General features: G+C 42.2%; 10 protein-coding genes and 1 pseudogene. 7 read left to right on the forward strand and 4 right to left on the reverse strand.

Annotated elements, in window-relative coordinates; all coding sequences use genetic code 11:
- Positions 1-114: 114 nt before the first annotated feature.
- From OCV39_RS16910 to OCV39_RS16920, 3 genes are all read left to right on the forward strand, one after another.
- On the forward strand, positions 115-1,965 hold the full coding sequence (locus OCV39_RS16910) for a glycoside hydrolase family 17 protein (RefSeq protein ID WP_261890078.1): 1,851 nt from the start codon (positions 115-117) through the stop codon (positions 1,963-1,965).
- 82 nt (positions 1,966-2,047) lie between these two features.
- Positions 2,048-3,073, forward strand: coding sequence for a glycoside hydrolase family 16 protein (locus tag OCV39_RS16915; protein WP_084654828.1), 1,026 nt, complete (start codon positions 2,048-2,050; stop codon positions 3,071-3,073).
- 292 nt (positions 3,074-3,365) lie between these two features.
- Positions 3,366-4,970 carry a glycoside hydrolase family 16 protein gene (locus OCV39_RS16920; RefSeq protein WP_261890079.1) on the forward strand — a complete coding sequence of 535 codons (1,605 nt, stop codon included), beginning with the start codon at positions 3,366-3,368 and terminating at the stop codon, positions 4,968-4,970.
- A gap of 95 nt (positions 4,971-5,065) precedes the next feature.
- Here OCV39_RS16920 and OCV39_RS16925 read toward each other — a convergent pair whose 3' ends face one another.
- A complete protein-coding gene (locus tag OCV39_RS16925; protein ID WP_261890080.1) occupies positions 5,066-5,968 on the reverse strand; it encodes a MalM family protein in 903 nt (300 codons plus the stop codon).
- 796 nt (positions 5,969-6,764) lie between these two features.
- Between OCV39_RS16925 and OCV39_RS16930 the strand changes: the two genes are divergently transcribed.
- Together OCV39_RS16930 and OCV39_RS16935 are read left to right on the forward strand one after the other, a co-directional pair.
- Entirely contained in the window at positions 6,765-8,060 is a 1,296-nt protein-coding gene (locus OCV39_RS16930; RefSeq protein WP_113797109.1) for a carbohydrate porin, read from the forward strand.
- Positions 8,061-8,447: 387 nt separating this feature from the next.
- Positions 8,448-11,021, forward strand: coding sequence for a glycoside hydrolase family 3 protein (locus tag OCV39_RS16935; protein WP_261890081.1), 2,574 nt, complete (start codon positions 8,448-8,450; stop codon positions 11,019-11,021).
- A 91-nt stretch (positions 11,022-11,112) separates the two neighbouring features.
- Here the strand turns inward: OCV39_RS16935 and OCV39_RS16940 are convergent, their stop codons facing one another.
- Positions 11,113-11,910, reverse strand: a complete 798-nt coding sequence (locus OCV39_RS16940; RefSeq protein ID WP_261890082.1) for a Cof-type HAD-IIB family hydrolase — start codon at positions 11,908-11,910, stop codon at positions 11,113-11,115.
- 288 nt (positions 11,911-12,198) lie between these two features.
- Between OCV39_RS16940 and yghU the strand changes: the two genes are divergently transcribed.
- On the forward strand, positions 12,199-13,056 hold the full coding sequence (gene yghU / locus OCV39_RS16945) for a glutathione-dependent disulfide-bond oxidoreductase (protein WP_261890083.1): 858 nt from the start codon (positions 12,199-12,201) through the stop codon (positions 13,054-13,056).
- A 96-nt stretch (positions 13,057-13,152) separates the two neighbouring features.
- On the opposite strand, the gene OCV39_RS16950 is transcribed toward yghU, so the two are convergent.
- Positions 13,153-13,824, reverse strand: coding sequence for a type 1 glutamine amidotransferase domain-containing protein (locus OCV39_RS16950; RefSeq protein ID WP_261890084.1), 672 nt, complete (start codon positions 13,822-13,824; stop codon positions 13,153-13,155).
- A gap of 111 nt (positions 13,825-13,935) precedes the next feature.
- On the opposite strand from OCV39_RS16950, the gene OCV39_RS16955 reads away from it, so the two are divergent.
- The gene (locus tag OCV39_RS16955) at positions 13,936-14,814 is read left to right on the forward strand and encodes a LysR family transcriptional regulator (RefSeq protein WP_136994857.1); all 879 of its coding nucleotides are present in this window, start codon (positions 13,936-13,938) and stop codon (positions 14,812-14,814) included.
- On the opposite strand, the pseudogene OCV39_RS16960 reads toward OCV39_RS16955, so the two are convergent.
- Positions 14,807-15,421 (reverse strand): annotated as a pseudogene (locus tag OCV39_RS16960) (GNAT family N-acetyltransferase); the annotation flags it as partial. The gene OCV39_RS16955 and the pseudogene OCV39_RS16960 sit on opposite strands and share 8 nt — an antisense overlap.
- Positions 15,422-15,666: the final 245 nt, after the last annotated feature.

Raw genomic sequence — 15,666 nt, forward strand, 5'->3', positions numbered from 1 at the left:
CACGAGTACATAGAAAATGAGCGCTGGCGTAAATGTTAGTGCTCACTTATCTCACTGAACGTCGACCAAACTCGGTTGATGTAGCAATTCATTAAAAAAAACGATGATGAAATTATGATGAATAAATTATCTTTAAAAGTTTTCTTTCTAGCTGGACTTTCGATGTTACTCGTTGCGTGCGGAAGTGATAGCAATAGCAATGATAGTGATGGACAAAATGATTCTGATGGAAACACAGTACTTTCCGCACAGCCTGCACCAGTAGGGGATTTCCCTACAACGAAAAATGGTCAGGTATTACTAGGAAATCCTGACTACCCAGCCATTTCATACGGAGCGTTCAGAACAACAGAGCGTACTGAAGCGAATGTTCCAACTGTCGCTGAAATAAAAGAAGATCTACGTCTTATGGAAGCGATGGGCTTCAAATTACTACGCACGTATAACACTCAAGGTTTTAGTGATACCGCCAATTTACTTATTGCGATTGATGAGTTAATGGATGAAGACGAAACGTTTGAAATGTACGTGATGCTTGGTATTTGGATTGATGCATTGAATTCATGGACTGATCAAACACCAGATCCAACCCAGAATAATCCGGCGAACTACCTTGAAGTGGCTAAAGCCGTGGAGATGGTAAATGATTACCCAGAGATTATTAAAGTGCTTGCCGTCGGTAATGAAGCGATGGTGCATTGGGCGGGTTATCACGTTACACCAACAATCATTCTCGAACATGTGAACACACTGCAAGAGAAAAAAGCTCAGGGTGAAATTCCAGCAGATGTATGGGTAACAAGTTCAGATAATTTCGCGTCATGGTCAGGACTAGGGGATTATGATCATCCCGATCTTGCTGCTTTAGTTCAAGCTGTTGATTACGTGTCTCTCCACTCTTACCCTTTCCACGATACTCATTACGCCAACGCTTTTTGGTTAGTGCCTGAAAGTGAACAAGACCTAAGTATTCTTGAGCAAGTTGACGCCGCGATGCTACGTGCCAAAGAGAACCTGTTGTCACAAATAAAACCCGCTCAAGATTATTTAGCTAGCCAAGGTGTAGTAAAGCAAATTCACATTGGTGAGACGGGTTGGGCGTCAGAAACTAACGTTATGTATGGTGATGAAGGTTCTAAGGCCGCAGATGAATATAAGCAAAAAGCGTTTAATGATTTAATGCGAGCATGGTCTGATGAATTTGGCGCATCGCTATTCTTCTTCCAAGCGTTTGATGAGCCGTGGAAAGGTGATGCAAACAACACGGGTGATTCTGAAAAACACTTCGGTTTAATTGATATTAACGGCAATGCAAAATTTGCGATTTGGGATCAAGTGGATGCGGGAGCATTTAATGGTTTAACTCGTGCTGGGCTAGAGATAGTGAAAAGCCAAGGCGGTATAGAGCAAACGGTGCTAGACCGTGTTCACGCTCCAAATCCTAAACCCGTTGCTGGTGAGCCACCTGTTGGAAATGACTTTACTGTATTCGTCGATGGGAACTTACGAGCGGGCTTAGAAGCTGTTGCTTGGGAAGATACCGCCTTCCTTGGAGAAGTGGATGGTGTATTGACATTAACAACACCACCTACGGCAGGTGTGGCTAAAGGTTGGGGCTGGGGGGCTGGTTTAGTCTTATCAGGCCAAGCGGGTGATAACCTCGTTGGGTTTGAAAATGGAACTCTCAATTTTGATATTAAAGGAACCACATCTTCAAAGGTTGTGATTGGATTCCAAACCGGTTTATATGGAAACGATGCGCGTCCACAAACCAATAATGGCGTAACGTTTAATCAAGATGACCGCTTAATCACTAACGAGTGGGTAAGTCATTCTATTCCGGTGTCAGAGCTGATGAATGGAAGCCCGGACTTTACCGATGTGACCTCTTTACTGTATTTCAGCGGAACTACAGATATTGATGGCGGTATCGTAGACGTTCGTAATGTGGTTTATCAAAAGTAATCAATGTCACTAAATCAATGGCAGTGGCTCTCACTGCCATTATCTATATCTGCATAAAAAACTGAATCAGTGGATGATGTCAATGCTCTCTATTTTATGTTCAAAAAAAATTTGGCTTATAGTCAGTGCTTCCTTTTTATTTACCGCTCCAGCTTTTGCTGGCTGGGAAGTGCAATGGATCGATAAATTTGATGGCGACGGGGTGAACTGGGACAACTGGACCGCACAAACAAAAGCCAATTATAACAATGAAGTACAATGTTATACCGATGATGATTTTTCAGATGCTCGGAATTACGATGTATCGGATGGCACACTAAAAATTATTGCTCGTAAGAAAACTCAGAATTGCGCCACGCTTGGTGGGCAACAAAAAACGTGGACGTCTGGTCGTTTAAATTCAAAAGATAAGCAAGAATTTCAATATGGTCGAATTGAATCAAGGATCCGTTTTCATAATTTAGAAGCGGGATCTTGGCCTGCATTTTGGTTGCTGGAAAATCGAATTGCGCAGCAGCCAAACAAAGGTGATAACGATTTTTCACATTGGCCAAGCGCAGGAGCGGGAGAGATTGATGTATGGGAGTGGTTTTCGAATCAGCCTAGTTCTTACATCACCAACTTTTTTAATACATCCGGCTGTGGCAGTGAATATCGCTACACATACCCAAATGGTGCTCAGGATGTGCTTGATTGGCATAGCTACGCCATGGAGTGGAGTGTAAACAAGATCGATTTCTTTATCGATGATCATTTGGTTGTTAGCCAAGATTTAAGGAGTTGTACTCAGTATCAAGAGCCGATGTTTGCACTGCTTAATGTCGCAATGGGCGGGATGTTAGGAGGAGTGATTGATCCCAATTTGCAACAGGTGACTATGGAAGTGGATTATATTGCGCACTGCAAAGTGACGTCCATAAATGACGAACAATACTGCAATGAATCTACGAGTGCTGGCGATGATAGCAGTGATGACACAGGAGGCGATACGTCAACACCGAGTAATGCAGGAAGTTCGGCTGGGAGCAGTTCGATATGGATGATGATCAGCTTGTTATTGATGAGTACTTGGCGCAGACGAGACGGCTTTTCTGGACGTAAAGGTTAGACATGAATCGATGAGTGTTACTTTCTGTAGCGCATTTTCCAACTCATGTGAGTGCGTATTATTTATTTGAATATGTGAACCTCAAAAAGAAAGCGCTTTCTTTTTATGATCGTCATCGCTTTTTCATTGTACATGTTTATATAAGCTTAACTACCTTTGCTCAAGGGCTGTAGGTTCATATCTTGCCCTTACATGGATTTTCACAATTAGATTTTCTGAAATATAAGATAGCGCTTTCTTTTGTGGTTTATAGATAAAAGAGCGCTAAAGAGAATAATAACAAGGAGTTGTAATGCGATATTTACCCAATCAATCCACCGCTTTTCTAAGTTCCATTGCCACATTAGTGTTGCTTTCAGGTTGTGCTAGTACCGACGATGCTGTGGATGGAAATACCGATCTTGTCCAAACTCAAAAGCCCGTCAGTTTAGTTGAAATGCCTGTTGTACCAAGCAGTGATTGGCAATTAGTTTGGCAGGATGAGTTTGAAGGTGACACGATCAATAAACGAAACTGGTCATTAGAAGAAAATTGTTGGGGTGGGGGCAACAACGAGCAGCAGTGTTACACCAAAAGAGCTGATAACGCATTCGTACAAGATGGATTCCTTCATATTGTCGCTAAGAAACAGAGTTTTACTGGGCCTGATAACCCGGAAGGTAAAGCGGGTGGGGCGACCAAAACCCTCCCTTATACCTCGGCAAGGTTACGCACACTGAATAAACGAGACAGTAAATATGGTCGTTTTGAAATAAGAGCGAAGCTGCCATCTGGTCAAGGAACATGGCCTGCGATTTGGATGCTACCCACAGAAAATAAATATGGCACTTGGGCCGCATCTGGTGAAATCGATATCATGGAAGCGGTGAACTTAAAAACGCAGTCTGATGCACCAGGAGCAAAATCGGGTGATTTAGAAAACCGCGTTTATGGCAGTTTGCACTATGGAAAAAAATGGCCAGACAATGTGTATAGCGGTCAAGGAGCATCGTTACCTAATGGGATTAACCCTGCCGATGATTTCCATACTTATGCTATAGAGTGGGAAGAGGGAGAGATTCGGTGGTATGTCGATAATATTCATTACGCCACTCAAACCCAAGAAGGTTGGTACAGTCAATATGAGGCAGAAGAGGGCGTACTCTCCAATGCAAAAGGTGCCGCTCCGTTCGATGAGAAATTCCATTTATTACTTAACCTAGCAGTAGGTGGCTCGTGGTCAGCTAATGCAAACAGCAAAGGTATTGATCCGGATTCATTTCCAAAAACCATGCTTGTTGATTCCGTAAAAGTATATCGTTGTAAAAATGACCGTTGGAAAGGGAAAGGCTGTGCAGGACGTTCTGATCAAGCTGCACTCGTGAAAGGCCATCAAGCGCCTGAAATTTTAGCAATGGATGATAGTTACGCTGATGGTCCTGTGCTAAATATTTTTTCAGATAGCTTAAATAGCAGCTTAGCTTACGCAAGTTATGATCCTCTTGATATTGTCGAGCACCAAGAAGTAGAAGAGGCCGATAGAGGGACTGTACTTGAGATCACTAAGAAAAATGGTGGTGGTAATGTCTATTTCCGCTCGCCAGTCACGGATGTTACACACTGGAAAGCAACAGGCGTTTTAGTTTTTGATTTGAAAGTCGAAAACATGGGTGAAGGTACTGAGCTACTGGTTAAAATGGACAGTGGCTGGCCGAAAACGAGTGATGTCACCGTGCCATTACCCGCTGTTGGCCAATGGGGTGAAGTGCGTATTGCTATAGCCGATATTCTAGATAGTGACAATCGTTTTGCTGGTGGTAATCAAGCCGATCCTGCTGCTATTAGCAACTTATTGGTGCTAGAGCCACAAGGTGCGATGACGTTTAAGCTGGATAATATTCGTTTTGAAAAACCGTAAAGCATAGGTTGAAACGTTTAGATTAACGAATAAAAAAATGCCGCGAAAAGCGGCATTTTTTATGATTATTAATGGACTGAATTTTTTCTGGTTTCTTAGTTATCGGCCTCTTCATACTGCTTCATTGCTTGAATGAAAGTTGCTCTCACACCCGAAATGGCTAGTCGTTCAGACTCTTCAACATAAGCAAGGGCCGTTGAGAAGTTTCCTGATTTCACCGCGTTTTCCACGAGTTCAGTATAAACATTCTCCTCACTTTCTGCGGTTTGTTGGGGTGTCGCTAAGGCGTCTTTCTTCGTGATGGTGTCATTTATTCGTTCTTCTCTTAACTCTTCAGACGCAGGGGTAGCAAGCGCTTCGAAGTTGAAAGTAAAATAAACATTGCCAATGGCTGAGTGCGGAATTGAGTAATCGGTGTTGTGCGCGATATTGGCTTGTATATCTCCTGAACGCATTGCCATATCACTTGGTTCACCAACTGGAGACTCAGTCTCTATTGCTTCTTTTGTTGTAAACACCACTAAGTAAGCGGGTGATTTTCCATTGTTGTAACGCTGATTTAATTCAATGTCACCTGTGTATCGAGCACTGTTTAATAGACCTTGCGCTTGATAGTGAATTGATTGTTCGTCAATGACATCTAAAGGTTGGTATTGATCGTCAAGAACGAGTATTGAAGGCACAAAAGCTGAGGTCGTTATATTGGAATGAACAGAAAAAGAGATAGGGGTAAGCGATGCAGGCAGTTGAATGCCCTCGACAAATGAACGACCAGATTTGAACACCACTTTAGGACTCGTGAGTGCGATGCTGAGTCGATGTTCACCATTTCGCGTGACGGGTTGGTAATGAATGGTATTTAATTGAGAGCAGCAATGATCATCACTTTTTAGTTCTTCTACACCGGGAGCGGTGACGTAAAAGCGCGCAGGTGAATTTGTGGTTGTTGTACAAGCTGAAAGCGCAAGTATTGCTGGTACTATGATTACATTTTTCATGAGTCCTCACGTTTATTGTCGCAACTGTATGTCGTTATTAATAGATAATACAAGAAAGCGCTTTCAATTTAAGTGACGAAAGGCTAATTATGATTAACTTATCTATAGTGCCTCTGGTTTGCTCTACTCCAGTGATTATGATCTGATGTAAAATCTAAACGTAGCCTAGTAGTGTCCATCATTTTTACGGATTATGAGTGGTTCTCCTGTGTTTTAGAGTTGTTTACTCGGCTTTTTGTATTGTAACGTTAATGTTGGTATGGCGTTGCATATTAGGTGGGTAAAAAAGAATATTAAATAATTACCTTTTATAACAGTAATTTAATTTATTTATCGTTGATAGGATTAAATTTTCCTGTGTATAAAAGTCGATAGTTAAGGAGTTAGATAGTAAAAGATAGTCAGTGGTTCTTATGGTCAGCCTTCCACTTATTCAGTGAGTCTTTAAATTCGAGGTAAGCGAGTTTAAAGTATTTTTATAGAGAATATGTCCTTTTAAGTTTCACAACCCAAGTGAATAACAAGGTAAATACCGACTTGATTTTATAGTTAAAGTTTAAAATGTGACCCATAACCATGAAAGCGCTTTCTTTGGTGTGAAGGATCACAGTTTTCTATCCTTTGATCGATTTATACTTCGTTTGTACTAATTAAACAGCCAATACCAACAATGTTAGTAAGTGCAGGGCAGTGAAAACTTCTTTCCTCACTTTTAGCTAATCAGAGAGATTGGTTTTTTTATAAATATAAAAGAAAGCGCTTTCTTTTGAAGGCAAAATTTGGACATGGAGTTAATATGAAACTTTCTAAGCTTACCCTTGCTTGTTTGGTCGCAACAGCCGGTTTATCTGCTGCCCCTGCTGTTTATGCTGAAAAATCAGATGGATTCGAATTTCACGGTTATTTCCGTGCAGGTGTTCTTTACAGCAAAAATGATGATTACAAACGTGCAAAATTCCCTGCATCAAAAGAGCGTCTAGGTCGCTTAGGTCTTGAATCAGATAGTCACTTTGAGCTTGCGTTACAAAAAAACTTTGAAAATGATGATGGACAAAAAATTCGCATTAAAACTCGTGTAGGTGCTGATAATACGCAATCGGGTGGCAACAACCAATTGGGTGCAAATGCTGATGCGGCAAACAGCAGCATTGGTATGGTAGAGACTTTTGCAGAATTCGATGGTGTGACAGACACTGGCACTTTATGGGGTGGTAAACGTTTTTACGGTAAAGACAACTACATCTTTATGACTGACTTTTTCTATACTGATATGTCTGGTACAGGTGTAGGTATTGAAGGTATCGAACTTGGCGGCAATAAGTGGGATTTCGCTTATATCGCAAGTGATAACGCCGATGATACGTCATTCTGGGGTGATTCAAACAATATCATGCACTCTGTTCATGTCGGCGTAGATTTTGACGGCGTAGAATTACATGCCATGGGTAAATATTTACCAGATAACTACGTTGATAATGGTGGCACCGCAACAAAATACGCGAGTAACGGTTTTGAAATGACGGCTATCGTGCATCAAGAATCATTCTTTGGCTTATCAGATAAGGGTTTCACTAAATATATTGCGCAAGCTGGTCAAGGTTTAGGTTCAGGTCAACTGCTTGGTGGTACGTTAACAACGTACAACGCCTACAAACCAGGCAATGGCGCATTAGAAAGCCCGAGCAACATGAAGAAAGTTGAAAGTGGTGATGTATCAGCCCGTGCACTTGTATGGGGTGGCTACTTCTTCGAAAATGGTGTGAGTATCTTCCACTCGATTCAAGGTCAATATAACGACATGGATAATGGCGGCAAAGATAGTTGGGCATCAGCGATGATCCGTCCTTCATTCCCTGTCGCTAAGAACTTCTTTATTGCGACTGAAGCGGGTTACCAATACAACAAGTGGGAAGATTCAAACGGTGTTGGTGATGATCAAACTAACTACAAGTTAACGATTGCACCAACGGTTATCGTTCCTACAGGGATGGGACCTGCTCCAGAGATTCGTTTCTTAGCTACTTACCTAGACGGTTCGGATCGTGATAAGGCTGACCTACTGGTTGGTATTCAAACAGATATGTGGTGGTAATCACCATTTTAGTTAGGTAATGGGAGAGATTGCCTTTAAGCATGCCTGTCGGGGGCGATGGCATGCTTAGCCAAACATGTAAATCGGACGACTTATAAGTTTGGTATTCTAATTCGCAATAGGTAAGCACTTAACAGTGCCGTGGCATAAGGCTTATTTATATTGCAGTGAGATTTAAAGAGATACAATTTATTTAGCCTGTCTAGCTTCAGGTTAAAGCCGACAAAGTCTCTTGAAATACTCATAAGCCGCTTCAGTTGAAGCGGCTTTTTTGTTCGCATTTTGTACCGTTACATTTGGTATTGCTACATTATGAATTTCTGTTTTATTAATACTCTTTGTATAACCTGTTTCGGTATTTGAAGAGCATTGAATCTGAGGTTTTTTATGACGACAACGTTTTGCACTCCCTATTATGCTCAGTGGCCTAAAATACAATCAGCGATTAAAGTCGACAACACAATCGAGCAAGCTGTACGCAATATTGTTGAACAGATGACTCTGGAAGAAAAAATAGGTCAAATGATCCAACCGGAGCTGCGTGATATTACCCCTCAAGAGGTAGAGCTATACAAAATTGGATCCATTCTGAATGGTGGTGGCGCTTGGCCAAATGGTAATAAGCGAGCCATGGCGAAAGAGTGGATCAGTTCATCTGATGGCTATTGGCATGCAGCGGAAACTGCATTTGAGAATAGACCATTTCGCATTCCATTTATGTGGGCAACGGATGCTGTCCATGGCCACAATAACGCTTTTTGCTCAACAGTCTTCCCGCATAACATTGGCTTAGGCTGCGCGAGAGATACAGAGCTAATTTATAGGATTGGACGAGTTACGGCGTTAGAAATTGCCGCAACAGGATTGGACTGGACCTTTGCTCCTACTGTGGCGACGCCAAGAGATTTACGTTGGGGGAGGGTATACGAGGGGTATTCGGAAGATCCGGAAGTTGTTTTTGCCTATGCTGGTGAAATGGTAAAAGGGTTGCAAGGAAATGCCGACGAGTTGAAAGATGAATATCACGTTATATCGAATGTGAAGCATTGGCTTGGTGATGGTGGAACGGCAACTGGCGTAGATCGTGGAGTGAATAATTACAGTGAAGATTTGATGCGTAATATCCATGCTATGGGCTACTTTAGCGGATTAGACGCAGGGGCTCAGGTGGTGATGTCATCGTTTAATAGTTGGGCTGATCCGAGTAATTATGATCACTCTCCAGACACTGAGGGCAATTACAATAATAAAATTCACGGTAGTAAGTATTTACTAACGGGTGTGCTTAAGCAGGCAATGGGATTTGATGGGTTAATCGTTACAGATTGGCATGGCCACGCAGAAGTGAGCAAATGCTCAGATGGTAATGCGAGTTACGCGATTAATGCGGGCAACGATATTTTGATGATCCCAACGCGTAAACACTGGCAAGCCGTGTATCACAGAACCCGAAAAGATGTGCTTAACGGAACCATCGATATTAGTCGAATCAACGATGCGGTGACGCGTATTTTAAGAGTGAAAATGCGTGCTGGATTATGGGATAAACCGTGTCCTTCAGCAAGAAAGTTGGCTGGGGAACAGCATATTTTAGGTGCTCCGCAACACCGTGAAGTGGCACGAGAAGCTGTCCGAAAATCATTAGTATTACTTAAAAATAATAATCGCATTTTGCCATTAAAGCGTGATCAACAGATTATTCTAACAGGCAGTGCCGCGAATGATTTACAAAAGCAGTCTGGTGGTTGGAACTTAACCTGGCAAGGAGATGAAAACAGCTTAGATGATTTTCCTGGTGCTACGACAGTAAAAATGGCATTGGAGGCGGAGTTAGGTGCAGAACAGATTTGTTATGACCCAGATCTCAACACACAGTGGCAGGAGGGTGATATCGCTATCGTGGCCTTCGGTGAAGATCCTTATGCTGAAATGATGGGTGACATTAAAGCGTGGCAAACCTTAGAGTTTCGAACCTTAAAGCGCAGTTACGCGGCAGATTGTGAAAAAATAAAACAACTTCATCAGCAAGGCGTAAAGGTTATCTCGTTATTCTTTAGTGGTCGCCCGCTTTATGTGAATCAAGAAATTGCCCTCTCTGAGGCTTTCATTGCCGCCTTCTTACCAGGAAGTGAAGGTAAAGGTATCACCGATGTTTTGGTTGAAAACAAGCAAGGTGAACCGCAATTTGATTTTACTGGACGACTATCATTTAGTTGGCCGAACAAGAAGCGAAGCACGTCGGTGCATCGTCTTCCTACTCATATCCCTAATTACCAATTACCAGAGTTTGAACAAGATCCACAAGGAGAGCATGCCCCCCTTTTCGAATATGGCTACGGACTAAACTATCGTGATACACCGCAAGTGCGAGATCTTGATAACCTTGATATAGAAGAGGGGTCTGATCAGTGCCAGCAGTATGCGACACTGCCTATTCATCTCTACGGTGTGAATGCGACCATTGGTGATTATCAGTTGAAGGTCGCGGATTCGGCTCACTGGACAGGGGTTGATGTGTCGAGAAATAACAGCTTGTCACTCTTCGAGATCAGAACAAAACCTTACAATTACCAGCAGCAACAGGACGCGGTAGAATTGCAGTGTTGTGGGGAAGGGTTAAGCGTTGTTTATGTTCAAACAAGCGATGGACAGGTGATGGATTACAGCCAATACCAAGCGGGGACACTTCAGTTTGAATTAAAAGTGAGCGGTAAAGCGACAAAGCCCGTTTACATTGGCGTCCAAAAACCAGCGTTTGCCAGCCAATTACATGATCATACCAAGTTTGATATCAGCCATTTCTGCTCTGAGATTCGAGATGAGTTTGTAACCGTTTCAATTCCTTGTGAATTTTTCCATAAGAATGGTGTTCCGATAGCGCATTTAGATACGCCATTTGTTCTTTTCTCTGAAGGGGCACTCTCTATTGTTCTCGCTAATATCTGTTGGAACCCTAGTTAAGAGCGGTAGATGAGATTAGACGATCACCATATAGTGAATAGTAAGAGCCGCTAGATTGCCGATCTAGCGACTTTTAAATTCAGATTTTCTGTTATTTCAACAATGCGCTGAGAACTTGAAACACACCTGCTTCACGGTTACTTGGCGCGCTGAATCGGGCGTGTTTTTTTACGCCTTCATGTGCATTTTCCATCGCATAAGAGTGGTAACTTGCTTGCAGCATTTCAACATCGTTGAAGTAGTCGCCAAAGCTCATCGTCTCTTCATAACTAAAACCTAACTCGTTTTGTAGGTGTTTAATTGCAGCGCCTTTTGATGCTGCTGAATTCATCACATCCAGCCAAATTTTTGCACTGATCACGACTTGTTGGCTGTCACCAAACTTCTCGTTGATCAGAGGGTGAACGTGTTCGGCAGAACCATCAAAATGACAAATTGCCACTTTAACAAATTCATCTTCGATAGTTAGAAGGTCATCAACGATTTCACAGCGATGATAATACTTACAGATTTCAGCGCGCGCTTTTGAGTCTTGTGTTTCAATATAAGCGGACTTCTTACCACAAAGTACAATGTGGGCACCTTCAACGAGTCGAGCTTGTTTGAGGATCTCGTGAATGGTCTCTTTCTCGATGGTGCAGCTATAAAGTTCCTTACCCTGATGCATCACTAATGTGCCATTTTCAGCAATAAACATCATGCGATCTTTCAGTGGTGCGAACGTTTCCATTAGGCTGTAATACTGACGACCAGATGCCGCCGCAAAGATAATATTATTTTGCTCTAATTGCTGATAAAGCGGGAAAAAGTCCGGATTTAATTGGCTATTTTCATCAAGTAAAGTGCCGTCCATATCGGCAGCAATGAATTTAATCGTAGTCTGTGGCATTGAGATTCTCATAAAGCTAAATTTGGTTGGCAATTGATGTCGATGGAGGAATTTAAAAACATTCGATCTCTCGTCTATAGTTGAACTAATGATATAGGCGAGCATATTGCTAAAGTGCGCGTATCTTAGCGTTTGTCGCTATAATTTTCACCATAAATAGCTCACTTATATCTCGTGAGTCCATTTAATAACCAAAGATTCTAACTAAAAATAAGAGCTAACCTTTTAACTTAAAAACCTGACCCAATATCTTGGTATGTCAGCTTCAAAATAGAAAAGGAAAATAGAATGGCTAATGAATACACACCACCTAAAATCTGGGTAAATGATTCAAGTGGCGGTAATAAATGGGCGAACATAAACAGCCCAGTATCAGGTGCAAGGCATGATCAAGATTTACCTGTAGGGAAGCATGCTTTGCAGCTTTACTCTCTTGGTACACCTAATGGTCAAAAAGTTACGATTCTATTAGAAGAGTTGTTAGCACTCGGAATTACTGAGGCGGAATACGATGCCTATCTGATCAATATTGGCGAAGGTGATCAGTTCTCATCTGGCTTTGTGGATGTGAATCCAAACTCAAAAATTCCAGCACTACTGGATAAATCAGGCGATGAAGACGTTAATGTATTCGAATCTGCATCTATCCTTGTTCATCTGGCTGAGAAGTTTGGCCATTTCTTGCCAAAAGAGGGCAGTGCGAGAACCCAAGTGTTTAATTGGTTGTTTTGGGTTCAAGGTTCAGCCCCGCTATTAGGTGGTGGTTTTGGTCATTTTTATTCTTACGCCGATGAAAAGTTAGAGTACCCAATCAATCGCTTTTCAATGGAAGTGAAGCGTCAATTAGATGTGCTAGACAAGCAACTGGCTAAAACTACTTATGTTGCGGGTGAAGAGTACAGTATTGCTGATATGGGCATTTGGCCGTGGTATGGCAACTTGGTATTGGGCAATATTTATGATGCGGCTGAGTTCTTACAAGTAGACTCTTATACTAACGTTGTTCGTTGGGCGAAAATGCTTGAGAAGAGAGAAGGCGTACAGCGTGGACGCACCATTAATCGCTCTTGGGGTGAAGAGTGGGAGCAAGTGCCAGAGCGTCATAGTGCTGAAGATATAGATAAAGTACTAGCCCTGCGCTCTTAAACTGACGGCTGGTAAAAGAGTAATGAAAAGATGTGCTACCGAATTGGAAGCACATCTTCACTTTAAAATGCTTTTAAAATCTCATCGACAATATGTTTACGATAGTGCAGTGACTAACGCTTTACCAACACCATGAGCACTAGTTGGATTTTGGCCCGTAATTACTCGCTCATCAACGATCACTAGCTCATGCCAAGGTTGTACTTTACTGAAGAGAACCGCTTTACGAGAAAGTGACTCTTCAAGCAGGAATGGGATGTCATCAATCGTACCAAAATCAATCTCTTCTTCACGCGTGAATCCCGTTACCGATTTAGAAGCCAGTAGGCTGTCACCATTACTCAATGTAATTGGAAGTAATGCTGCTGGGCCATGACATACAGCAGCGATGATGCCATCACTCTCGTAATGTTTCGCTGCCAGTTGAGCAAAACTCACATTCGTTGCAAGGTCAGACAACAACCCAAAACCACCAGGGTAGAAAACAGCGTCGTAGTCATCAATATTGATTTGCGATACTGGAATGCTGTTATTGATACGATTCTGGAAATCATCATCCGATAATACATTGCTGTTTATCTGATCGCCTTCGATATCAGTACCGTAGAGTGGCGCTTTTCCACCTTCAATTGACGCGATATCGTATTCAAAGCCAGCAGCTGTCAGCTCGTGAATGACGTGAGTGATCTCAGGTGAATAAGTACCGTTAGCTTGGTCTGTTTCGCCTAGAGTGGCATGGTTCGTTACTGGAATTAGAATCTTTTTCATTATGGCTTCCTTGAATGCTTTGAGTTCGAAAAAGATATTAATTCAAAACCATCTGGCTGATAATACCGATAATTGGCAAAATATTATTGCTATATAGCAAAGATGAGTGGAATGAACAATTTTGATGGGATTATTGAATTCGTCGCGGTGGCTGAAAGTCATGGCTTCTCAGCGGCTGCGAAACAGTTAGGTTGCAGTACCAGTCACGTTAGCCGACAAGTGTCTCGGTTAGAAGAAAGGCTCGGAACCGTTTTACTTGCTCGTTCAACTCGGTTAGTGAATTTAACCGAAGCAGGTCAATTGTATTACCAACAATGCAGAGAACTGGTCACCGGGCTACAACAAGCGAATGAAGGCTTAAACTCACAGCAAGTGACGTTAAGTGGTACTTTGCGTGTCAGCGCTGCGGGTGCATTTGCAGAAGATCATGTCGCCCCTGCTTTAATGGAGTTTGCTAAGTCGTATCCAGAGCTTACCATCGAAATGGATTTTAATTCTCGCATGGTTAACTTCATTGAAGATGGTATTGATTTCGCTATTCGTTATGGTGCCCTAAAAGATTCAGGTTTAGTTGCTAGAAAGCTGGTGGATCGCCCGATGGCCGCGGTCGCGAGTCAAGAATATCTCACTCATTATGGTGAACCCACTCACCCTAGCCAACTGAAACAACATAGCTGCATTATTGCCAATAACGATCACTGGCTTTTTGAAAACGATGGCAACACTATTAACATGCGTGTCCATGGTCGCTGGAAAAGTAATAACTCTAACGCAGTGGTCTCTGCTTGTGAGCGAGGGCTAGGAATTGCGTATATGCCGAAAAGCAGCCTTGCGAAAGGGTTGGAGTCCGGTTCGCTTGTTCCAATACTTCAAGACTTTTGGGGCAAAGGAAGCAGCAGTTGGATCGTGTATCAAAATCAACGTTTTCTTCCAGTGCGTGCTCGCTTGGCAATAGATTACTTGATTAATCATTTCCGACAGATTACGTAGAGCTAACACCGCCATAAACATCAATAGTTAAACTACGCTCTTTTTCGTAGGTTTTAGGCGTTAAGCCAATTTGTTTCTTTAAGTAGCGGATGAGGTGAGGTTGGTCGCTGAAACCAGACCGAAATGCAATTTCGACCCAATCGATGTCATCAGAATCGCGTTGGAAAAGCACGCGAGTGGCAATCCCCTGACCTCGTTCTAACTCAGCTACAATCATCCCCAAGTCAGCATATTGAGTCTGGTGTTCATCAAATAGGCGACATTCACCCGTTGCTAATAACCGACCATCCTTCCAATACCCCCAAAGCTCTTCTCGTGTGATTAGATTACTGAAGTACTCAGATAACCATTGCGCAGGAGCTCCAATATTACTAACGGCAAATTCAACGAACTCAGATAGTTGATCCTGACTTGCAAGAGTTAACTCTAAACCTGTTGATCCTTCAGAAACCAATGGCGCAACTCGCTGATACATTAGCGCATTTACTTTAAATGAAGATGAGTTATCTAAGCAAAGCGATAAATAGTGAGGTTCGGCGGTACTCACAAATGCACCTTTAATGGAACCGACCACTGCGCTGTTTTGCTCAGCAATTAAAGTAAACAGTTCTCTGGCCTACCAGTAGAAATTAGAATTCCAAACCTTACTTTTTGATGAATACTGTCGCTAAAAGGGCATCTATCACCTTATGCATAACTGTTGATATGGGTAATCACTTCATTTGTTGTCGCATGACAAAGTAGATCAATTATCAACAGGTTCCCAATTTACATTCATTGGTCATTTAAACGTTTGGCATAAGAAAAATAGGTAAAAACGCCATATAAAATACAAATGATAATTGATCTCAT

This window comes from Vibrio cortegadensis, from assembly GCF_024347395.1.
In the GTDB taxonomy this organism is placed as follows: Bacteria; Pseudomonadota; Gammaproteobacteria; order Enterobacterales; family Vibrionaceae; genus Vibrio; species Vibrio cortegadensis.

Bases quoted from the DNA above. Each gene is read 5' to 3' on its own strand.
- OCV39_RS16920 (WP_261890079.1), top strand. From the start codon at position 3,366: ATGCGATATTTACCCAATCAATCCACCGCTTTTCTAAGTTCCATTGCC.
- OCV39_RS16955 (WP_136994857.1), top strand. From the start codon at position 13,936: ATGAACAATTTTGATGGGATTATTGAATTCGTCGCGGTGGCTGAAAGT.
- OCV39_RS16950 (WP_261890084.1), bottom strand. From the start codon at position 13,824: ATGAAAAAGATTCTAATTCCAGTAACGAACCATGCCACTCTAGGCGAA.
- OCV39_RS16930 (WP_113797109.1), top strand. From the start codon at position 6,765: ATGAAACTTTCTAAGCTTACCCTTGCTTGTTTGGTCGCAACAGCCGGT.
- OCV39_RS16925 (WP_261890080.1), bottom strand. From the start codon at position 5,968: ATGAAAAATGTAATCATAGTACCAGCAATACTTGCGCTTTCAGCTTGT.
- OCV39_RS16910 (WP_261890078.1), top strand. From the start codon at position 115: ATGATGAATAAATTATCTTTAAAAGTTTTCTTTCTAGCTGGACTTTCG.
- OCV39_RS16940 (WP_261890082.1), bottom strand. From the start codon at position 11,910: ATGCCACAGACTACGATTAAATTCATTGCTGCCGATATGGACGGCACT.
- yghU (WP_261890083.1), top strand. From the start codon at position 12,199: ATGGCTAATGAATACACACCACCTAAAATCTGGGTAAATGATTCAAGT.
- OCV39_RS16935 (WP_261890081.1), top strand. From the start codon at position 8,448: ATGACGACAACGTTTTGCACTCCCTATTATGCTCAGTGGCCTAAAATA.
- OCV39_RS16915 (WP_084654828.1), top strand. From the start codon at position 2,048: ATGCTCTCTATTTTATGTTCAAAAAAAATTTGGCTTATAGTCAGTGCT.